This window comes from Georgenia halophila (assembly GCF_039541595.1).
In genome coordinates this window covers 499820-520349 of the sequence record NZ_BAABGN010000013.1, presented here as the reverse complement: position 1 = coordinate 520349, position 20530 = coordinate 499820, and the positions used below count along the sequence as shown (strand labels likewise).

The 20530-nt window shown below is 70.8% G+C and carries 20 protein-coding genes; 12 read left to right on the top strand and 8 right to left on the bottom strand.

The genetic code is table 11. The features are described 5' to 3' along the window. Positions 1-8: 8 nt before the first annotated feature. The 3 genes from ABD907_RS18545 (at position 9) to ABD907_RS18535 (ending at position 3366) form a co-directional block, all read left to right on the top strand. Positions 9-809: an NAD-dependent epimerase/dehydratase family protein gene (locus tag ABD907_RS18545; protein WP_345218292.1), complete on the top strand. Its 801-nt coding sequence runs from the start codon at positions 9-11 to the stop codon at positions 807-809. 259 nt (positions 810-1068) lie between these two features. Then, positions 1069-2370 (top strand): multidrug effflux MFS transporter, encoded by a 1302-nt coding sequence (locus ABD907_RS18540; RefSeq protein WP_486334136.1) that lies wholly within the window; start codon positions 1069-1071, stop codon positions 2368-2370. Positions 2371-2421: 51 nt separating this feature from the next. Continuing rightward, positions 2422-3366, top strand: a complete 945-nt coding sequence (locus ABD907_RS18535) for an aldo/keto reductase (protein ID WP_345218288.1) — start codon at positions 2422-2424, stop codon at positions 3364-3366. A gap of 35 nt (positions 3367-3401) precedes the next feature. On the opposite strand, the gene ABD907_RS18530 is transcribed toward ABD907_RS18535, so the two are convergent. Beyond that, complete coding sequence (locus ABD907_RS18530; protein WP_345218287.1) at positions 3402-4436, bottom strand: Rv2578c family radical SAM protein; 1035 nt, start codon at positions 4434-4436, stop codon at positions 3402-3404. A gap of 173 nt (positions 4437-4609) precedes the next feature. Here ABD907_RS18530 and ABD907_RS18525 point away from each other — a divergent pair, with 173 nt between their 5' ends. Next, positions 4610-5242, top strand: coding sequence for a hypothetical protein (locus tag ABD907_RS18525; protein ID WP_345218285.1), 633 nt, complete (start codon positions 4610-4612; stop codon positions 5240-5242). A 101-nt stretch (positions 5243-5343) separates the two neighbouring features. On the opposite strand, the gene ABD907_RS18520 is transcribed toward ABD907_RS18525, so the two are convergent. Further along, entirely contained in the window at positions 5344-5994 is a 651-nt protein-coding gene (locus ABD907_RS18520) for a response regulator (protein ID WP_345218283.1), read from the bottom strand. Beyond that, positions 5991-7139: a sensor histidine kinase gene (locus tag ABD907_RS18515; protein WP_345218281.1), complete on the bottom strand. Its 1149-nt coding sequence runs from the start codon at positions 7137-7139 to the stop codon at positions 5991-5993. The genes ABD907_RS18520 and ABD907_RS18515 overlap by 4 nt, the downstream gene beginning before the upstream one ends. Positions 7140-7247: 108 nt before the next feature. On the opposite strand from ABD907_RS18515, the gene ABD907_RS18510 reads away from it, so the two are divergent. The 3 genes from ABD907_RS18510 (at position 7248) to ABD907_RS18500 (ending at position 9729) form a co-directional block, all read left to right on the top strand. Further along, a complete protein-coding gene (locus ABD907_RS18510; protein WP_345218279.1) occupies positions 7248-7895 on the top strand; it encodes a hypothetical protein in 648 nt (215 codons plus the stop codon). A 210-nt stretch (positions 7896-8105) separates the two neighbouring features. Next, positions 8106-8735 (top strand): bifunctional 4-hydroxy-2-oxoglutarate aldolase/2-dehydro-3-deoxy-phosphogluconate aldolase, encoded by a 630-nt coding sequence (locus ABD907_RS18505; RefSeq protein WP_345218278.1) that lies wholly within the window; start codon positions 8106-8108, stop codon positions 8733-8735. Position 8736: 1 nt separating this feature from the next. Beyond that, complete coding sequence (locus ABD907_RS18500) at positions 8737-9729, top strand: sugar kinase (protein WP_345218276.1); 993 nt, start codon at positions 8737-8739, stop codon at positions 9727-9729. A 38-nt stretch (positions 9730-9767) separates the two neighbouring features. Here the strand turns inward: ABD907_RS18500 and ABD907_RS18495 are convergent, their stop codons facing one another. After that, complete coding sequence (locus ABD907_RS18495) at positions 9768-10730, bottom strand: LacI family DNA-binding transcriptional regulator (protein ID WP_345218275.1); 963 nt, start codon at positions 10728-10730, stop codon at positions 9768-9770. 217 nt (positions 10731-10947) lie between these two features. Between ABD907_RS18495 and ABD907_RS18490 the strand changes: the two genes are divergently transcribed. The 5 genes from ABD907_RS18490 to ABD907_RS18470 are packed head-to-tail and all read left to right on the top strand — an operon-like array spanning position 10948 to position 15806. Beyond that, on the top strand, positions 10948-11769 hold the full coding sequence (locus tag ABD907_RS18490) for an ABC transporter permease (protein WP_345218272.1): 822 nt from the start codon (positions 10948-10950) through the stop codon (positions 11767-11769). After that, positions 11766-12563, top strand: coding sequence for an ABC transporter permease (locus ABD907_RS18485; protein WP_345218268.1), 798 nt, complete (start codon positions 11766-11768; stop codon positions 12561-12563). The genes ABD907_RS18490 and ABD907_RS18485 overlap by 4 nt, the downstream gene beginning before the upstream one ends. Then, on the top strand, positions 12560-13564 hold the full coding sequence (locus ABD907_RS18480; RefSeq protein WP_345218265.1) for an ABC transporter ATP-binding protein: 1005 nt from the start codon (positions 12560-12562) through the stop codon (positions 13562-13564). Before ABD907_RS18485 ends, ABD907_RS18480 begins: the two co-directional genes overlap by 4 nt. A 50-nt stretch (positions 13565-13614) precedes the next feature. Beyond that, on the top strand, positions 13615-14703 hold the full coding sequence (locus tag ABD907_RS18475; protein WP_345218262.1) for an ABC transporter substrate-binding protein: 1089 nt from the start codon (positions 13615-13617) through the stop codon (positions 14701-14703). Continuing rightward, complete coding sequence (locus tag ABD907_RS18470) at positions 14703-15806, top strand: adenosine deaminase family protein (protein ID WP_345218260.1); 1104 nt, start codon at positions 14703-14705, stop codon at positions 15804-15806. Before ABD907_RS18475 ends, ABD907_RS18470 begins: the two co-directional genes overlap by 1 nt. 68 nt (positions 15807-15874) lie before the next feature. Here ABD907_RS18470 and ABD907_RS18465 read toward each other — a convergent pair whose 3' ends face one another. The 4 genes from ABD907_RS18465 to ABD907_RS18450 all read right to left on the bottom strand — a co-directional run bounded on the left by ABD907_RS18465 (position 15875) and on the right by ABD907_RS18450 (position 20512). Then, the gene (locus ABD907_RS18465) at positions 15875-17359 is read right to left on the bottom strand and encodes a sulfatase family protein (protein ID WP_345218258.1); all 1485 of its coding nucleotides are present in this window, start codon (positions 17357-17359) and stop codon (positions 15875-15877) included. Between the two features lie 46 nt (positions 17360-17405). Next, a complete protein-coding gene (locus tag ABD907_RS18460; protein ID WP_345218254.1) occupies positions 17406-18233 on the bottom strand; it encodes a carbohydrate ABC transporter permease in 828 nt (275 codons plus the stop codon). After that, complete coding sequence (locus tag ABD907_RS18455; RefSeq protein ID WP_345218252.1) at positions 18233-19096, bottom strand: carbohydrate ABC transporter permease; 864 nt, start codon at positions 19094-19096, stop codon at positions 18233-18235. Before ABD907_RS18455 ends, ABD907_RS18460 begins: the two co-directional genes overlap by 1 nt. Before the next feature lie 114 nt (positions 19097-19210). Beyond that, complete coding sequence (locus tag ABD907_RS18450) at positions 19211-20512, bottom strand: ABC transporter substrate-binding protein (RefSeq protein WP_345218250.1); 1302 nt, start codon at positions 20510-20512, stop codon at positions 19211-19213. Between the last annotated feature and the right edge of the window lie 18 nt (positions 20513-20530).

The window sequence follows — 20530 nt, the reverse complement described above, 5'->3', positions numbered from 1 at the left end:
GAGAAAACGTGAACGAGACGACACCGCGGACCGTGGTGCTGACCGGCGCGGCGGGCCGGATCGGCGGACACCTGCGCCGGGTCGACGGCGGGCTCGGTGGCCGCGGGTGGCGCCTCCGCCTGCTCGACGCCGGGCCGATCGACGACGCCGCCGGGGGCGAGGAGCCGTTCGTCGCCGATGTCGGCGTCGAGGAGTCGACCGAGGTCCTCGTCGAGGCCATGACCGGTGCGGACGCCGTCGTACATCTGGCCGGCATCGCGAGCGAGGACGTGTGGACGCGCCTCCGGCGCACGAATGTCGACGGCACCTACCGGGTGCTGGAGGCGGCGCGACGTGCCGGGGTGCGTCGCGTGGTGCTCGCCAGCTCGAACCACGCCGTCGGCTTCTACCCGAGCCACGAGGTCGCACGTACCGACCAGACCGTGCGGCCCGACTCCTTCTACGGAGTCTCCAAGGCGGCGGTGGAGGCGCTCGGCAGCCTGTACGCCGACCGGTACGGCCTCGAGGTCGTCTCGCTGCGCATCGGCCTCTGCGCCGAGCGACCACGCTCGACGTTCGACCTGGGCATCTGGCTGAGCCCTGCCGATGCCGTCCGCCTCGTCGACGCCGCCCTGTCTGGTCCGGTGGAAGGCCACGTCATCGCCTTCGGCGTCTCCGCGAACAGCCGAGGGTGGTGGGACCTGTCCTCGGCGCTCGCGCTCGGTTACGAGCCGAGAGACGACGCCGAGACGTTCGCCCAGGACGTCGAGGAGTACGCGGGACCGCAGCTGCTCGGGAACGGCATGACCCGCAAGGAGCCGACGCCGTAGCCAGACCTCCGCAACCTCGGACTCATCTCGCGGACTGTGCCTGGCTTGTAACCGGAATTGCTGTCCGCTACCGTTCCGGAGGACGCCTTCTCCGTCGATGCTCGGAGACCCCTCTCAGTACGTCCGCATCCTGTGCGTCCGACGGAACCTTCCCGCCGGCGACGACGGCGCAAGCCCGGGCTCACCTACCCCTCGGGTCCGAAGAGCCGAGCGTGTGGTTGGGCGCTCCGCGAGCGGCAGAACGACGGATGGGATGACCATGACGCAAGGACCCGAACGCGGCCAGACGGTGCCGGCCCGGAGCGGGCGCGCACCGATGGCCGGTGAGGACATGACCACCCGCGAGCGGGTGCGGCTCGTCCTCGTGCTCGGGTTCCTGATCGCGATCGGTCCGTTGACGATCGACATGTACCTCCCGGCGCTGCCGTCCATCACCGAGGACCTGATGACCACGGAGGCCGCGGTCCAGCTCACGCTGACCGGCACACTCGCTGGGCTCGCCCTGGGGCAGCTGTTCCTCGGTCCGCTCGCGGACGCGTTCGGGCGCCGCAGGCCGCTCCTGGCCGGCGTCGCCGTGCACATCCTCGCCTCGATTGGCTGCGTCATCGCACCGAACCTGGCCACCCTCGGCACGCTACGGGTGCTGCAGGGCCTGGGCGCCGCCGCCGCGACGGTGGTCGCCATGGCGGTCGTGCGTGACCTGTTCTCCGGTCTGGCAGCGGCCAAGCTCCTGTCCCGGCTGATGCTGGTGATGGGCGCCGCGCCGATCCTCGCGCCGACCCTCGGTGGCCTGGTCCTCGGCGTGACGTCCTGGCGGGGCGTCTTCGTGGTGCTCGCGGTGCTGGGGATGGCGATCCTGACCGTCGTCGCGCTCCTGCTGCCCGAGACCCTGCCGGTCGCCAGGCGCCGAACCGGCGGCGTGCTGGACACCGTCCGCGACTACGGCCGGCTGCTGACCGACCGCACCTACGTCGGCCTGATCCTGGTGGCCGGGTTGGCCATGGCGGGCATGTTCGCCTACGTCTCCGGCTCCTCGTTCGTCTTCCAGGAGCAATACGGCCTCAGCGAGCAGCAGTTCGGATTCGTCTTCGGCGCCGGTGCGATCGGCCTGGTCGCCGCCACCCAGTTCAACGTGCGCCTGCTGAGCCGGTGGAGCCCGTCGCAGATCCTGACGACCGCCCTGGGGTGCGGTGCTGTTGCCGGGCTGGTTCTGCTGCTTCTTGCGGCCACCGGCTTCGGCGGCATGTTCGGCATCCTGGTCCCGCTGTGGCTGGTGCTCGCCTCGGCCGGCCTGGCGCTGCCGAACGCACCAGCGTTGGCGCTGTCGCGGCACGGCGAGGCCGCCGGCACCGCCGCGGCACTGCTCGGCGCCGTGCAGTTCGGCGTCGGCGCCCTCGCCGCTCCGTTGGTCGGCATCCTGGGCGCCGGCGCGATCGGCATGGCGCTGACGATCGCTGGCGGCATGGTGGCGGCCAACGTGGTCCTGTGGCTCGTGGTGCAGCCGTGGCGGCTGCGGAAGGAGCCGACCGCGCACACCGTGACGGCTCGGCCGGGCGAGTGAAGTAGCAAAAGGCGTAGCGCTCGGACCGCTCCCCAGGATTGCATGGCCACCATGCCCACACCCCAGCTCGTTCTCGGCACGATGTACTTCGGCACGCGTCTGGACGACGCCGAATCCTTCGCCCTCCTCGACCGTTTCGTCGAGGCGGGCGGCCGCTGGCTCGACACCGCCGACTGCTACTGCTTCTGGGAGGCCGAGTCCGGGCACGGTGGTCAGAGCGAAGCGGTGATCGGCCGCTGGCTCGCCGCCAACCCGTCGATGCGCAGTGAGGTCCGCATCTCCACCAAGATCGGCGCCGAGCCACAGTTCCCCGGCGGCTTCCCCGAGCACGTCGGCGGCCTCTCGGCGCAGGCAATCCGCGATGCCTTCCTCGGCAGCCGCGACCGGCTCGGCGTCGACTCGGTCGACCTGCTCTGGGCACACATCGAGGACCGGTCGGCGCGCCTGGAGGAGACGGTCGAGGCGATGACCGACCTCGTCACCGCGGGAGCCACGCAGGCGACCGGATTCTCCAACCACCCGACCTGGATCGTCGAGCGCGCCCAGCACCTGGCCCGCGGACTCGGACGACCGGCCTTCACGGCATTGCAGCACAGCTACTCGTACCTGCAGCCCCGCCCGTACGCCCCGATCGACGGGCAGGACCACCGGTTCGGCATGCTGACCGACGAGCACCGCGACTACGCCCGGTCCAACGGCCTGGACGTCTGGGCGTACAGCCCGCTCCTGCAGGGGCGGTACGACCGCGACGACCGGGACTTCACGTCCGCGTACGAGCACATCGGCAACGAGCGGCGGCTGGCCGCCCTGCGTCAGGTGGCGGATGAGCTCGGCGTCTCCCCCGGCCAGGTGGTCCTCGCCTGGCTGGTCGGCTCGACGCCGTCAATCACACCCATGCTCGGCGGCAGCACGGTCGAGCAGCTCGATGCCGCCCTGGTCGGAGTCCAGCTGACGCTCGCCCAGGAGCAGCGCGGGCTGCTCGACGCCGCGAGCTGAGCCCCGCTCGACAGGCCGAGCCGAGCTGCGCTGGATCAGAACAGGGAGAGCTGGGTCGGCTCGGCAGCAGCTGGCGGTGCCGCGTCCGGCTCCTCCGCCGTCGGGTCCCGCGCCCAGCGCCGTGACGGGCGTATGTCAAAGCCGTGTCGGCGGCGCAGCCGGCCCGACCGCTCTCCCAGCCACTGCCGATACTCCTTCGACGCGTACGAGCCGCCGCCGTAGAGGCGGCGATACTGCGGCACGAGTGCCGGGAACTCGCGGGCGAGCCAATCCATGAACCACTCACGCGCGCCGGGACGCAGGTGCAGCGCACCGGTGGTCACGTCGGAGGCGCCGGCGTCCGCGAGCGCGGAGTACAGCGCGTCGAGCTGCTCCTCGGAGTCCGTCAGCCACGGCAGGATCGGCATCGCGAGGACGGTGCACTCGAGGCCCGCGTTCGTGATCGCCCGGACGAGGTCGAGGCGCGCCTTCGGGTTCGGCGTGCCTGGTTCGACCCGCTGCTGCAGCTGCGGGTCGACCATCGCCAGCGACACGGCGACGGACACCGGCACCGTGCGCGCCGCCTCCTCGAGCAGTGGCAGGTCACGTCGCAGCAGCGGTCCCTTGGTCAGGATCGAGAACGGGGTCCCGGACTCCGCGAGGGCCGTGATGATGCCGGGCATCAGCTGGTAGCGGCCCTCGGCCCGCATGTACGGGTCGGAGTTCGTGCCGAGTGCCACGTGCTCCCGTTTCCAGGACGGCCGGGCGAGCTCCTTGCGCAGCACGTCGACCACGTTGGTCTTGACGATGATCTGGGTGTCGAAGTCCTGGCCCGAGTCGAGGTCGAGGTACTCGTGCGTCTTCCGAGCGAAGCAATAAACACACCGGTGCAGGCAGCCGCGCGTCGGGTTGATGGTCCAGCTGAACGGCATCGCCGACTGCTCGGGCACGCGGTTGAGCGCGCTCTTGGACAGGACCTCGTGGAACGTGACGCCGTCGAAGTCGGGCGTGCGGATGCTGCGAACCAGACCCTTGAGCGGCAGCAGTGCCGCCTGGTCCGTGCCGTCGATCCGCTGGGCTTCCCATCGCATGCCGCCATTCGAACACACATTCGATGCTCGGTCCACGTCTTGCCACGGGCGTCTCGCTCCACTCCCGAAATCCTTCTGGCGGGCGACAAAACTCCCCCTGGGGGCGGACGCTCTTTCGACAGGCCCTGTGGCATTCTGAGGTCGTCTATCACGGTCGCTACGAGGGGGTCACCATGTCGCAGGATCAGAATCCGTACGGGCAGCGGGGTAATCAGCCCGAACAACCGCAATACGGGCAGCCGCAGTCCGGCCCGCCGCAATACGGCCAGCAGCAGCCACCGCAGTACGGCCAGCAGCCGCCCGCGGCGCCTCAGTACGGTGCGGAGCCGTACGGCCAGCCGACTGCACCGCCCGAGCGGCCGCGGAGCATCGACCTCGCCGTCAAGCTGATGTACGTCGGTGCGGTCCTGAGTGCGCTCGGTGCGATCCTCGGCTTCGCCTCCATGGACGAGATGCGCGCGATGGCCGAAGAGACGGCCCAGCAAGCGGGTACTCCGGAGATGGTCGACACCATCATGGCCATCTCGACCGGGACGATCATCGTGACCTCGTTGATCGCCGTCCTGCTGTGGATCTGGATGGCGATCAAGAACGGCCAGGGCAGGTCTTGGGCACGGATCGTCGCCACGATCCTCGGCGGGATCTCCATCCTCAGCTTCCTGTTCACCATGGGTCAGGGAGCGACGACCACGCTGCAGCTCGTGCTCGGTGTCGTCCAGCTGGCGCTCGCCATCGCGATCCTGGTGCTCCTGTGGCAGCGCACCTCGTCGCAGTACTACGCGGCGAGGTCGCAGAAGAACTTCTGAGGGCCGCGCCGCGTCCCGTCCCCCAGGGACAGCACGGCACACCTGGCGGACGGGATCCGTGCGACTGACGGACGAGATCCGTGCGACGGCGGGACGCCCGGTCAGCCGCGGCTCTCCCCCGCCCGCACCAGCCCCGACTCGTACGCGAGCACCGCGAGCTGGACCCGGTCGCGCAGGCCGAGCTTGATCAGCAGCCGCGAGACATAGGTCTTCACCGTCGCCTCGCTGAGGAAGAGCCGTGCCGCGATCTCGCCGTTCGACAGGCCGCGGGCGACCAGGCGCAGCACCTCCGCCTCCCGGTCGGTGAGCGCGGGCAGGCTCGCCGAGGGCACCGGGGCGGCAGCGAACCGGTCGAGCAGCCGGCGGGTGAGCCGCGGGGCGAGCATCGCGTCGCCGCGGGCCACCACCTCGACGGCCCGCACCAGGTCGGACGGGGCGAGGTCCTTGAGCAGGAATCCGCTGGCACCGGCCCGCACCGACTCGAAGACGTACTCGTCGAGGTCGAACGTCGTCAGCGCGAGGACCTTCACGGACGGCTGTCGGGCGATGATCCTGCGCGTTGCCTCGATGCCGTCCAGGCGCGGCATCCGCACATCCATGAGGACGACGTCGGGCCGGGTGCGGGCCGCCTCGGCCACCGCCGCCAGCCCGTCGCCCGCCTCGCCGACGACGTCGAGCCCGCCGTGCTCGAGGATCAGCCGGAAGCCACCGCGCAGCAGCTCCTGGTCGTCGACGATCAGCACGCGGGTCATGCGGGCTCCAGTGGGAGTTCGGCCTCGACGGCGTACCCCCGCCCGGGCAGCGCCCCGGTGCGTAGCCGGCCACCGTAGAGGCTCACGCGCTCGTGCATCCCGATGAGGCCGTGCCCGGACCCGCCGGTCGACGGGTCGCCGTGCCCGTCGTCGCGGACGTCGATGCGCAGCTCGGCGCCGGCGAAGTCGAGGACGACGGCGACGTCGGTCACCGACGTGGCGTGCCGGCGGGCGTTGGTGAGCGCCTCCTGGACAATGCGGTACGCCGCGAGGTCGAGCCCAGCGGGCAGGTCACGCACGTCGCCGCGGACCTCGAGCCGGACCGGCAGGCCGGCGGCACGTGCGTCGGCGATCAGGGACTCCAGGGCGGCGACGCCGGGCTGCGGTCCGCGCAGGGCCGCGTCGTCCGGGTCGCGCAGCATCGTCACCACCCGGCGCATCTCCCCCATCGCCTCGGTGCCGGTGCTGCGGATGGCGCCGAGCGCGCGGCGCACCTCCTCGGGACGGTCGGCCACGAGCTCGGCCGCGCCGGCCTGGACCACCATCACGCTCATCGCGTGCGCGACGACGTCGTGCAGCTCGCGCGCGATGCGGGTGCGTTCCTCCAGGACGGCCGCGAGCGCCCGCTCGGCTGCCTCGACCTCGGCCTCGATCGCACGCCGCTGTGCGGCCTCCGCACGGGCGGCGGTGACCCGCTGCCAGGTGCCGAGCGAGTAGGCGACGACCAGCAGGCTCCAGTGGAAGATCAGCTCGCCCGCCCCGCCGAGCCCCGGGATCGTGAGGTCGGCGTAGATCATCACGGCGGCGATCAGTCCGCCGCCGAGGTATGCCCGCTTGCCCTCGCCGTAGCGCGCGACGGCGAAGCTGAGCAGGACCAGCGGCAGCAGCTGGCCGTAGAACAGCAGGTGCACCACGTCCGCCGCATGGAAGGCCACCATGGCCACGGACCCCACCGCGACTGCCGTCAGCGGACGCTTGCGCCGGAACCAGACGGCTGCGGCGAGCGCCGCGACCTGCAGCGTGCTCGCGACCAGGTGCCCGTCGCCGGTGCGGGAGCTGAACGGCACCCAGATCTCCGCCAGACCGCTCAGCAGGACGACGGCGGCGACCAGCGCGTCGACGAGTCGCGGCCACCAGCGCACCATGGATCAACGGTAGGGAACAACCACCCTCCGCGACGTCATACCAGGGATGACATCTGAGACCACCTCCGGCCGACGACGCCGGTGGCGGCCCGGCGGTTCGCTGGAGCCATGACTCAACACCTTCGCATCCTGACCGCGGTTGCCCTCGTCGCCACCGCCCTCCTCAGCCTCCTCTGGACGCTCCTCGAGCCCCCGCTCCCCGCGGAGGGCCTCCTGACCGCGCTGGCCGACGGCGGCACCTCCGTCGCGGCCAGCGGTCTCCTGTTCGCGTTCGCGCAGCTGCTCTTCGCCGTCGGCATGGTGGGCCTGGGCTGCTGGTTGCGCTCCGCCAGTCCCCGACTGGCCGCCACCGGAGCGAGCTTCGGCGTCCTCGGCGCCTTCGGCCACACGCTGTGGGCCGGCGTCATGCTGGTGCAGATCGTCATGGCCGCCGACGCGGCGAACCACGACGTGCACGCGGCACTGGTCGCGGATCTGGAGGCGTCACTGTTGTTCCTACCGTTCTCGATGCTCGGTCTGGCCGGGACCGTCCTCGGCGTGCTGCTGCTCTCGATCGCCTTGTGGCGCTCCCGCCGGGCACCGCGGTGGGCGGCGCCGGCGCTCTGGGCCTTCCTGCTGGTGGAGTTCGTCGGCACCAGCCTCAGCGACTGGGCAACCTACGTCTCCGGAGTCCTCTACCTCGCCGCGTTCGCGGCCCTCGCCGCCCGCATCGCCACCGAGCGCGCGGACGTACCGACCCCGGCGCCTACCGCCTAGCCCGGCACGTGCCGCGACCCCGACGAGATCGTCGTCGGGGTCGTCGATGACCGTGGCCGTGACCGGTGCGACGCGCGGCGCGCGGCGCGGATGTCTACCCGAATCAACCTCACCGCCCTGGTCCGGAGACGTTCGATAGCGTGTGCAGTCCGCGACCCGGGCAGGCCGTTCTCACGGACGAGCCCAGCTCGGCAGACGAAGGAGTGGTTCATGCCCGCGGCCTCCACGCCGTCAGGTGTCATCGCGATCATCCGGCTCCGTGAGCAACGAGCGGTCGACGAGATCTTCCAGGCGCTGCTCGACGGAGGCGTCCGGGCGGTCGAGGTCACTGCCGACACCCCGGGTGCCTTCGAGGCGGTGACTCGGTGGCGCGGGAAGGGCTCCGCCCTGGTGGGCGTCGGCACGGTGCGCACGCCGGCGATGACCCGGCGGGCCATCGACGCCGGTGCCGAGTTCCTGGTGACCCCCACCACCATGCCCGAGGTCCTCGAGATCGCCGGCGCGGCCGGCGTCCCGGTGGCGGCCGGCGCGCTGAGCCCCACCGAGATCGACACCGCCTGGCACCACGGCGCCGCTGCGGTCAAGGTATTCCCGGTCGACACCGTGGGCGGACCGGCCTACATCCGGGCCGTCCAAGCTCCCCTGTCCGACGTCCCCCTGGTGCCGACCGGCGGTGTGGACGCGAGCGCCGCCCGCACCTATGCGGGCATGGGTTGTGTGGGCGTCGGTGTGGGCAGTGCCCTCGTCGACGAACGGATCGTCGCGGCCGGGGACTGGTCCGAGCTGCAGTCACGCGCCGCGGCACTGGCGGCCGCGTGGTCCCAGGGCCTGGCGGGCTGACATGGCGTGGCCACCCCTCGCACGCCCGCTCGGCGAGACCCTCGACGTCGCCGGCGTCGGCGAGGCCATGCTCCTGTTGCAGGCCACCCCGCCCGAGACGGTCGCGGACGCGTCCTCGATGCTGGTCGACGTCGCGGGCGCGGAGCTCAACATGTCCGCCGCCGTCGCTCGCCTCGGCGGAACCGCCGCGCTCCTGACCCGGCTCGGCGCGGACTCCCCCGGCACGCGCATCCGGCACGCCATGAGCTCGCTCGGCATCGACACCGCCATGGTCACCGCTGACGACTCCCGGCCCACCGGGCTCTTCCTGCGCGAGACTCCGCCCGACGGCAGCCGTCGGGTGACGTACTACCGCGCGGGCTCCGCCGCCTCGGCGATGGACCGCTCGGACGCCGAGCGGCTCTGGACGACGCCGCCGCGCGCCGTCGTCCTGTCCGGTCTGACGGCCGCGCTGGGCACCGGGCCGCGAGAGCTGGTCACGGCGATCGCGGAGGCCGCGGCGGACCACGGCACGAGCGTCGTCGTCGACGTGAACCTGCGGCAGGGCTTCGGCGATCTGGACGCCGTCGTCGCCGCCCTCGGGAGGGTCCTGCCTCGCACCGACCTGCTCGTCCTGGGCGACGACGAGTCCGAGCCGGTCCTCGGGGTTACGGAGCCGGAAGCGGTCTTCGCCGCCGCCCGCGAGCACGGCATCGGCGAGGTCGTGCTCAAGGGCGGTCCGCGTGGGTGCTGGTTCCAGGATGACGACGGAACGCCGCGACACCTCCCCACTCGGGCCGTGGAGGTCGTCGATCCCGTCGGCGCCGGCGACGCCTTCCTCGGCGGATATCTCGCGGCCCGCCTCGCCGGCGCCCCGACCGGCGCCGCGGCGGAGCTCGGGTCCGAGCTGGCCGCCGGCGTCATCGGCGCGTTCGGGGACACAGCGGGACTGCCGGATCCACCCGCCGCACGCGCGGCCCTCGCCGCGGCGGTACAGCGGGGGATGCGGGCCTAGCCCCCGCGGACGCCCCGAGCGTCGTCGAGGACCCACGGTCACGACGACGTCGGCCGAACGGCGACCGGCAGCCGAACCCGTTGCGCCGCACCGTCTCCGCTCGGACCGAGCAGCCCGACGAGCAGGTCCATCGCCGTGCGGCCCAGCTCAGCACCGTCGACATCGATCGCCGGGGCGGTCTGCATGCCGAGGGCGTCGACGACGTCGGACTCCAGGCTCACCGTCACGTCGCCCGGCACGCTCTTGCCCCGGGCGGTCAGGGCGAACATGGCACCGAGCCCGATCGCGGTGGCGTACGGGACGACGGCGGACGCACCGGCCGCCAGCACCGGTTCGACGGCCTCGACCCCCGCCGAGAACGTCGCCGGGTACGGGCCCAGCACCGTCAGCTCGGCATCGCCTTCCGTCGCCGCCGCCCGCACGGCCGTCGTGCGCTGGCCGTTCTGCCAGGACCCGTCCGGCCCGCCGAGGTAGGCGATCCGCTCGTGCCCCTCGTCCACCAGCGCCTCGACCAGAGCCCCGAAGGCACGTGCGGTGTCGGCCACCACGGAGGCGAGGCCGTCGAGCTCGCGGTCGACGAGCACGGTCGGCTTGAAGGAGCCGGCGGCACGGACCACGGCATCGTCCGCACGCGGCGCGATCACGAGGAAGCCGTCCACCTGACCGGCGAGCCGCTCGAGCGCGTCCAGGTCGCCGGCGTCGTCGAGCTCGTAGACCGAGATGGTCAGGTGCAGGTCGGAGTGGGCCGCCCGCTCCTGCGCCCCGCCGATGATCGGGGCGAAGAAGAGGTTCTCCAGCGTCGGGACGACGACGGCGACGATCCCCGTGCGGCCGCGCGCCAGCGACCGCGCGGCGCGGTTCGGCACGAAACCGAGTCTCTCGGTGGCGTCCACCACTCGCGCCACCGTGTCCGGGGCCACCAGCTCCGGACGCCCGAGCGCACGGGACGCGGTCGCCTTGGAGACACCCGCGAGCGCCGCGACGTCCGACAGCGTGGCCACATCAACCGCCTCTCGCAACGGTCAGGTCGGGCCCGGCCCAAGACGTTCCACAAGATGAACCGGGAGTGACGGGCGCGACAACGACCCGCTAGTGTCCCACCGTAACCGGTTCCACAACCGGTTACATCCGACCGAGTACGCAGATGTGTGCGCGGGAGCTTGCGCACGTCGTGCGTCGGCCTGCCGCACTCCTCAGAGAGGTTCCGGAGGCGACGGCGTGGGTTCTCGACGGCAAGGGCTGCTCATCGTGCCCGGCCTCGCCGTGCTCCTGGCAGGGTTCTTGATCCCGTCGGTGATCATGCTGCTCGCGCCGCCGGGCGTCACCACTGGCGAGGTGCTCGCGCGGCTCGGCCGAATGCTCACCGACCCCTTCGACCTGACCATCATCGGCCGCACGATCGGGCTCGGGCTGATCGTCACGGTCCTGTGCCTCACGCTCGGGTTCCCGCTTGCCTACCTGCTGGCTCGCTCCCGGTCGCGCTGGGCCGGTCTCCTCCTCGCGCTGGCGATCTTCCCGCTGCTGCTCTCCAACGTCGTGCGCACGTTCGGGTGGCTGGTCATCCTCGGCTCCAACGGCGTCATCGGCCAGGCGCTCACCGCGCTGGGGCTGGTCGAGGACGCGCCGCAGCTGCTCTACACGCCCGTGGCGATCGTCCTGGGCCTGACCCAGCTGTTCATGCCGCTCGCGATCATCGCCACGTACTCCGCCGTCGCGCAGGTCCCCGCCGGTCTCGACGAGGCCGCCCGCGGGCTCGGTGCCGGCCGCGCCAGAACCTTCTGGGACGTCGTCGTCCCGCTGTCCTGGCCTGGCGTCGTCGTCGCCGCGACCCTCGTCTTCGCCGGCTCGATCACCGCCTACACCACGCCCTACCTGCTCGGTGGGTCGCGCCAGCGGATGCTCTCCACACAGCTGTACTCGTACTCGACGGCCACCCTCGACTGGGCGGCGGCCTCCGCCACGGCGCTGATCATGACGGTCCTGGTGTTCGCCGTCTCGGGCTTCTCCACGCTGGCCGGCCGCAGAGGAGCGACCACGTGAGCACCAAGCATCCCGTCATGGCGACCATGGCGGTCCTCGCCTACATCATCATGATCGTCCCGATCTTCTTCGTCGTGACGACGGCGTTCACGGCCGGCAGCACGCTCGAGTTCCCGCCGCAGGGGTTCTCCCTGCGGTGGTTCGAGGAGGCGGCGACGTACGAACCGTTCACCTCCGCGCTGGTCTCCAGCGTGGAGCTGGCGCTCATCGCCACCGCGGTGTCGCTCGCGCTCGGCGTCCCGGTCGCCCTCGGCATCCACCGCGGCCGCATCCCGGGGAAGAACCTGGTCGAGGGCCTGTTCCTCTCGCCGTTGATCGTGCCCGAGCTGGTGGTCGGCCTCGCGCTGTTCCAGCAGCTGATGGTCGGGCTGGACATGGCGAACTTCCCGACGCTGGTCATCGGGCACACCGTCCTGATGTTCCCCTACGCCGTTCGGGTGACCGGGGCCTCGCTCGCCATGGCGGACCCGGCGCTCGAGGAGGCGGCGCGCGGCCTGGGCGCCTCCCCCGTACGCACGTTCTGGACCATCACGCTGCCGCTGCTGCGTCCCGGGATCTTCTCGGCCGGGCTGCTGAGCTTCGTGACCTCTTTCAACAACGTACCGCTGTCACTGCTGCTGCAGACCCGGCACTTCCGCACGCTGCCGGTGACGATGCTCGACTACGTCCAGCAGCGCTACGACCCGATGGTCGCCGCCATGTCGACCCTGCTGCTCGCCCTGACCGTCGTCATCGCGCTCGTCGCGGAACGGACTGTGGGCTTCGCCAAGATCTTCGGAGGGATCAACCGATGACCGTCGCTGCCGAGCTGGTCGACGTCAGTCAGGTCTTCGGCGACTTCGCCGCCGTCGACCACGTGGACCTGACTATCGAGGAGGGCAGGTTCACCACGCTCCTCGGGCCGAGCGGCTGCGGGAAGACGACGACGCTGCGGATGCTCGCCGGATATCTCATGCCCACCTCCGGACGCATCCGTATCGGCGGCGTGGACGCGACCCGGACACCGCCGGAGAAGCGTGACCTGGGCATGGTGTTCCAGTCCTACGCGCTCTTCCCGCACATGAGCGTGGCCGAGAACGTCGGGTACGGCCTCAAGCTGCGCCGAGTGCCCCGGGCTGCGCGGCGCGAGCGCGTGGCCGAGACTCTCGACCTGGTCGGGCTCAGGCACCTGGCGACCGCGAAGCCGGGCAAGCTCTCCGGCGGGCAGCAGCAGCGCGTCGCACTGGCTCGAGCCATCGCCATCCGGCCGAGGCTCATGCTGCTCGACGAGCCGCTGTCCAACCTCGACGCCCGCCTGCGCCTGCAGATGCGTGCCGAGCTGCGCCGCATCCAGGCCGAGACCGGCCTGACGATTGTGCTGGTGACCCACGACCAGGACGAGGCGCTCGAGCTCTCCGACGAGATGGTTCTCATGCAGGACGGCCACGTCATGCAGCACGGGTCCCCGCGAGAGGTCTTCCCCGCGCCCGCCAACCGGTTCGCCGCCGAGTTCCTCGGCTACGAGAACTTCCTGACCACCGCGGACGGCGCCACCCTGACGGTGCGGCCGGAGCATGTGGACCTGGCCACCGAGGTGGCCGACGCCCCCGCCGGCGCCCTCACCGTGCCGGCCACCGTCGTCGACGTCGCCTACCGGGGCGTCGACATGCTCGTCACGCTCGCCGCGGTCGACCCGAGCGGCGCCGACGTCAAGCTCCTCGCCGACGTCCGCGCGGGCGCCGCCGGGCCGTTGGCCGCGGGTGACCGCGCCGTCGCCACGATCTCCGCATCCCGCCTCGTCACCCTGCCCGCCTGACCCACTGCGTCCCGCCCGCCCGAGCTCGCCCGTCCCGGAAGGAACCGACCATGACCCGAACCGCACACCCCCGCAGCCGCGCTGCCGCCGTCGGCCTGACCGCCGCGTCCCTGGTCCTCGCCGGTTGCTCCGGCGGCACGGACGACGGCGGGCAGGACGGTAACGGCGCCAGCGACACGGTCGTCCTGAGCACCTTCCCGTTCGGGGTCGAGGAGTTCCAGGAAGCGGTGATCGACCCGTTCACCGAGAAGACGGGCATCGAGGTGGTGGTGGAGACCGGTTCGAACGCGGACCGCGTCTCCCAGCTCCAGCTCGCCGACGGCGACCCGGGCATCGACGTCATGCTGATCTCGGACTACTACGCCGCGTTGGCCCAGGACAAGGGCCTCTTCCAGGAGCTCGACGCCGGTCAGGTGCCGAACCTGGAGACGATCGCCGACTTCGCCGTCGAGGACGCGTACCACGGCCCGGCGTACAGCTACCAGCTCAACGGCACGATGTACCGCACCGACGAGCTCGACGCCGAGACCGCGGCGGACTGGGAGCTCTACGGCGACGAGCAGTACGCCGGCCGGGTGGCGCTGCCGGACATCTCCGTCACCGCGGGCCAGCTGATGATCTCCGGCGTCGCCGAGACCTACGGCGACGGCCCGTACGACATCGACACCGCTTACGCCAAGCTCGGCGAGTGGGCGCCCGGGATCCTGCAGTTCTACAGCTCCACGACGGAGGTCACGAACCTGCTCACCCAGGGCGAGATCATCGCCGCCGACACCATCAGCGGCTTCGCCACCGACCTGGTGGCCTCCGACGAGCCGATCGCCTGGACCGCTCCGGCCGAAGGCCGGTTCATGGCGACGAACCGGGCGATGATCCCCGACGGTGCCCCGAACGCCGAGGGCGCGCACGCCTTCGTCGACTACCTGCTCTCCGCCGAGGCGCAGACCTCGTCGGCCGAGCTCGTCGGCGACCTGCCGGTCAACCCCGAGGCCACCGTCCCGACCGAGGTCACCGACGTCGTCGGCGACATCGCGGACGACCCGGTGGCCGCCGGCTACCAGACCCTGGACCCGACCCAGCTGGTGCCCAACCGCGACGAGTGGGTCGAGCGGTTCGCGCGCGAGGTGTCGGGCGCCTGATGGTCCAGCCGCGAGTCCAGGAGCTCATCGACCGGCTGCCGAAGGTGGATCTGCACTGCCACCTCATCGGCACCACCCGGGCCTCGACGTTCGCCGAGCTGACCCGGCGGGAGAAGCTGGCGCTGCCCGCGTCCCCCGAGCAGATCTACGCGAGCGTCAACTCCAAGCCGCCGGACCCGACGCTGTACAGCGACACCCGCGTGCCGGTGCCGCAGGGCCCGAGCGCGGACGAGCCGGCGGTGTCCTACCCGCTGTTCCAGGTCTCCAGCTGGGTCAACGACGCGCTGCGCGACGGTGACGACTACACCCGCCTGGCCTACGAGGCGTTCGAAGCGGCGCACCGTCAGAGCGGCACCGCGCACCTCGAGGTCTCCTTCGACACCCTCCCCGAGCAGCTGACCTCCCTGGGCTACACGGGCATGGTCGAGGCGATCGCCGAGGGGGTGCGGATGGCCGAGCGGGAGTTCGGCATGACTGGCCGGCTGATCGCGGCGATCGACCGCTCCGGCACCGCTGAGCAGGCGCTCGAACGGGTCCGGGAGGTGGTGGCGATGCCGCACGAGTATGTCGTGGGCATCGGGTTGGACAACCTCGAGACGAAGGGCCCGCCCGAGCGGTTCGCGGAGGCGTACCGGCTCGCCGGCGAGGCGGGTCTGCGGCGCACGGCGCACTCCTCCGAGCACGCCCCGGTGGCCGCGAACACCATCACCTGCCTCGACCTGCTCGGCTGCGACCGGATCGACCACGGCTACTTCGTCCTCGAGGACGACGCCGTCGTCGCGCGGGTCCGCGAGGAGCAGGTGCCGTTCACGGTCGTCTCGACGACGTCGCGCCGGTCCTGGCGGCCGTGGCGCCGCGCATCGATCGCCGCGATGCTCGAGGCGGGCCTGAACCTCGTCCCGGCGTCCGACGACCCGGGCATGTTCCCGACCACGCTGGCGGGCGAGTACCGGATCCTGGCCGACCAGCTGGAGGTGCCGGCCGAGCGGCTGGGTGCGATGGCGCTGGCCGGCGTCGAGGCGTGCTGGCTGCCGGAGGAGCAGAAGGCACCGCTGCGCGAGCGCGTCCAGGCAGAGGTGGCGCGGTTCGCCGCCCAGGTCTGAGGAAGGTCCGAGGGCTGCCCGCTCGCTCCCCGCGTCGGCAGTTCCCGGCGCGGGGGGACGTCGGCGGCTCAGCCGCGGCGCGGCTGGTGCCCGAACCGCCTGGGCGCCCGGCTCGAGCCGTGCACGTGGGGATCGACACGCCGTTGGCCCGCCATGGCACCGGCCGGGTGCCGGTCGATCACCGGCTTCTCCTCCCCCGCCTCGACCATCCGCTCGAGCAGGCGTTCACAGAGCTCGTCGGCGATCTCCCGGTGCGACGGCAGGCCGATGAGGTTGTCGAGCTCGTACGGGTCGTGGTCCAGGTCGTACAGCTCGGCCTCGACGTAGCGGTCGCTCGACGCGGCGTGCCAGGGGTCGGCGTCGGGCGCCGTCACGAAGTACTTCCACCGTGACGTCCGGACGGCACGCCCCACCACGGACTCGCTGACCTGGATGAAGGCCTCCTGCGGCCAGTCGGCGGCCGCCTCGCCGTCGGGCTCGGCGAGCAGCGGCAGCATCGAGCGACCCTGCATCTGCGGGGGCACGTCCAGGCCCGCGGCGTCGAGCAGGGTCGGCGGAAGGTCGATGGTGCTGACCGGGCGGTCGATCCGGCGTCCGCCGTCGAATCCTGGTCCGCTCAGCGCCATGGGCACGCGCACCGAGCCGTCGTGGCAGGAGCGCTTGTACTCGCTGTTGCGGGTCTTGAAGTGGCACCCGTGGTCGGAGGTGAACGCGATGATGGTGTTGTCCAGCTGATCCATGCTGCGCAGGGCGTCGAGCAGCCGGCCGAACCCCTCGTCGACACGGCGGATCTGGCCGTAGTAGCCCCCGATGTGTCGGTGCACGGTGGTGTCCTCGGCCGCGGCGAGCGTCGCCAGGTCGGGCGGGAGCCACCGACCCTGGTAGCGCTCCTCGTACCCGGTGGGCGCGGGGTAGGAGTCCGTCTCGTTCTGGTGGTGCGGCTCGATCAGCGAGCAGAACAGGAAGAACGGCTGCCGCTCCTCACCGTCCTGCCCCTCCGCGGCCTGCTTGTCATCGACCGAGCCGCCGGCCGGGTCGGCGTGATCGCCGACGAAGCGGATCGCGGCGTCGAACAGCGCGTCCGAGCGGTACCCCGGCAGCATGACCGGCTCGCCGTCGTCGTCGAACACGACGACGCGGTAGGCGTCGGAGGTGAACTCGAGGACGTTGGCTCCCAGCCACGACTGGTAGCCGCCGCGCTGGTCCCGCGGCACGGGCTCGGTGTCCGAGAGGTGCCACTTGCCGATGTACCCGGTGGCGTAGCCGGCGCCACCGAAGTGGTCGGCCAGGGTGCGGCAGTCCTCGGGCAGCGGGATGCCGTTGCGGAAGCAGCCCGTGGTCGTCGGGTACTGCCCCGTCTGGATCGCCGCCCGTGCGGGCGCGCACACGGGCTGGGGCGTGACGGCCTGCACCGCGTGGGTGCCCGATCGGGCGACGCGGTCGAAGGTGGGCGTGAGATCCAGCGGGTTCCCGTGCACCCCTGTGCTGTCCCAGCGCTGCTGATCGGTGAAGACCACAATGACGTTCGGCCGCTCGGCCCGATGACCAGACATCCATCTCCTCTGTATTGGTCCTGCTCGACTGCTCGATACCGCGCCACTACTTGATGCCGCTCAAGGTGATGCCACGGACGAAGTAGCGCTGCGTGAGCAGGAAGATGAGAGCGGTCGGCAGGAACAGCAGCACAGAGCCGGCGGCCGTCAGGTGCCACAGCGTGAAGTATTCCTGGTTGAACAACGTCAGCCCGACCGGGATGGTGCGCATCTCCTCCGTGGTGGTCGCGACCAGCGGCCACAGGAACTCGTTCCACTGGAACACGAACGTGAACAGGCCGAGCACCGCGAGCGCGGGCTTGACCTGCGGCAGAATAACCTTGACGTAGATCCGCAGCTCGGACGCGCCGTCGATCCGCGCGGCGTGCATCAGGTCGTCCGGGATCGGCTGGATGAACTGCCGCATCAGGAAGATGCCGAACGCGTCCATCAGGAACGGCGCGATGAGTCCCTGGTGGGTATTGATCCAGCCGATGTTCGACATCATCGTGTAGAGCGGGATCATCCGGACGAACAGCGGCACCATCAGCGTGACCAGCAGCAGCAGGAACAGCGTGTTGCGCAACGGGAACCGGAACTTCGCGAAAACGTACCCGACGAGCGGGTCGAAGATCATGTGCGCCAGCGTGATCCCGCCGGCGACGATGATGCTGTTCAGGATGAAGTGGCCGAACGGTGCCCGCTCGAACAGCTCGGCGTAGTTCTGCCACTGCAGCGCCTCCGGCCAGAGCACCGGATCGGCGGACATCGTCTCCGTCCGGGTCTGCAGGGACAGCGACAGCATGTAGATCAGCGGCAGCACGGTCGCGACCGCGGCGAGGGTGAGCAGGACGTAGCAGGCGATCCGCGCCGCCGGGCTCATGCGCTGAAGCATCAGTACTGCACCTCCCCCCGGCGGCCCGCCCGTAGCTGCAGCACCGTGAACGCGATGATGACGAGCAGCAGCAGGAAGGACAGCGCCGACGCGTAGCCGAAGTCGCGGGACGTGAACGCGACGTTGAAGACGTGAAAGATGTAGAGGTCGGTCTCGTTCGCCGGCCCGCCGCCGGTGATGATGTAGGCCTGCGCGAACGCCTGCAGACCGCTGATGACGGACATGACGGAGACGAACAGCGTGGTCGGGGCGAGGAGCGGCAGGGTGATCTTCCAGAAACGCTGCCACGAGCTCGCGCCGTCGATGGTCGCGGCCTCGTGATACATGTCGGGGATCCCCTGCAGGCCGGCCAGGAACAGCACCATGGTGTAGCCGACGTTCATCCACAGCGTGACACCGATGATCGTGGCCAGCGGGTGGGTGGTGAGCCACATCTGCGTCGGCATCCCCAGGCTGTCCAGCAAACGGTTCAGGATGCCGAGCTGGGGGTCGAGGATGTTGCGCCACAGCAGGCCGACGATGGCGACGGACGTCAGGTACGGCACCAGCAGCGCCGCCCGGAAGACGACCCGGCCCCGCAGCGGTTTGTCGACCAGCAGAGCGAGGGCCAGCCCGATGACGAGGGCCCCGAGCGTCGTTCCGGCACCAAAGATCAGGGTGACGACGAAGGAGTTGTGCACGGCCCGGTCGGAGATGACCCGGACGAAGTTCTCCAGGCCGGCGAACTGGTCCGCCTGCGGGCCCGTGTGGAACGAGTTCCCGAGGATGTTGATGATCGGGCCGTAGTACATGAGCCCGAAGAAGATGAAGGCCGGGATCAGGAACAGATACGCCGTCAGCGCGTACCGGCGCGACATCGTCATGCGCCATCTGCTCGGCGGCCCTGTCGATCCCGGACCGGTTGCTGTGGGGTCGGCCGTGCCGGCGGCAGGGCCGCCCGCACGTGGTCCGACCCGTGTGTCGGGTCGGTTCATGAGTCAGCTCGCCAGGACCCTCTCGCCGGCCGTGACGAAGGTCTGCACGGCCTGTTCCGCGGGCGTGTTGTTGATGACGACGTCCTGGTAGAGCGTCTTGAACAGCTCGGTGATCTCGCCGCTCTTACCGGTCAGGCGCAGGTTCGACGAGTAGTCCACCGCGTACGGGAAGGCGTCGGCGAACACCGAGAAGCGCTCGTTGTTCTGCACCATCTCGGACTGGGCCCACGACTTGCGCGGCATGAGCATGCCCGCCTCCTCGGTGACCTGCTTCTCGACCTCCAGCGAGGTGAGCCGCTTGATCAGGTCCCATGCGGCGTCGGGATGCGCCGCGTTGGCCGGAATGAACATGCTGCTCCCGGCCTGCACACAGGCCTGCTCCACGTTGCGGAAGGCGGGCGCGATGCCGAGGGGCAGGTCCGGACTCGTCTCCTCGATCGGAAGGAGGTCCCACGGCCCGGTCAGGATCATCGCCGCGCGGTTCGCCGAGAGCAGCTTCTGCGGACCCGAGTAGTCGGTCCCGGGCGTCGGGATGGGTGCGACCTTGTGCTTGTGCACCAGATCGGCCTGGAACTGCAGGGCTTCGATCGCCTTGTCCCGCGGCGCCAGCAGCTCCTGCGTGTCGGGGTCGTAGTACCGCACGCCGTTCTGGAGCAGCCAGGACCACGCGTAGCTGTGGTCCTGGTTGAGGGCGATGCCGTGCACGTCGTCGGTGGTGAGCTCCTGCGCCGCCGCGAGGACGTCGTCCCAGGTCTGCGGCACCTCGACGCCGGCGTCGTCGAGCATCGCCGTGTTGTAGAACGGCAGGACGCACGTCAGGTGCAGCTGGATGCCGTAAGTCTCGCCCTCGTAGGAGACCCGGTCGAGGGTGGTCGGCTGCCAGTCGTCGGGATAGCCCATCTCCTCGCCGTCCCGATCGATGTACGACTGCAGCGACATCGCCTCGCCGCTGATCGCGAACTCCTGCACCCAGCTGGTGTCCTCGACCAGGTCCGGGGCGTTGCCCGAGGCGAAGTCCGAGAGCAGGCGGGTGCGCAGGTCAGGCCACTGGTACTTCTGGAAGTTGATGCTGAGGTCCTTCTCCTCGCCGAACTCCGCCAGCACCTCCTCGTACGTCTGGTACGCGTGTCCGGCGTTCCAGTAGACGGTGAACGCGTTGCCGGACCCTTCACCGCCACCTCCGCCGGTTCCGCCGGGTTGCTCGGGCGCACCGGAGCCGCATGCTGTGAGCGACCCGGTCAGGCCGGCGACTGCGCCGACGCCCGTCCACTGGAGAAGCTGGCGACGGGTGGGTTGTACAGCCATGGTGGTTCTCCTTCTCGC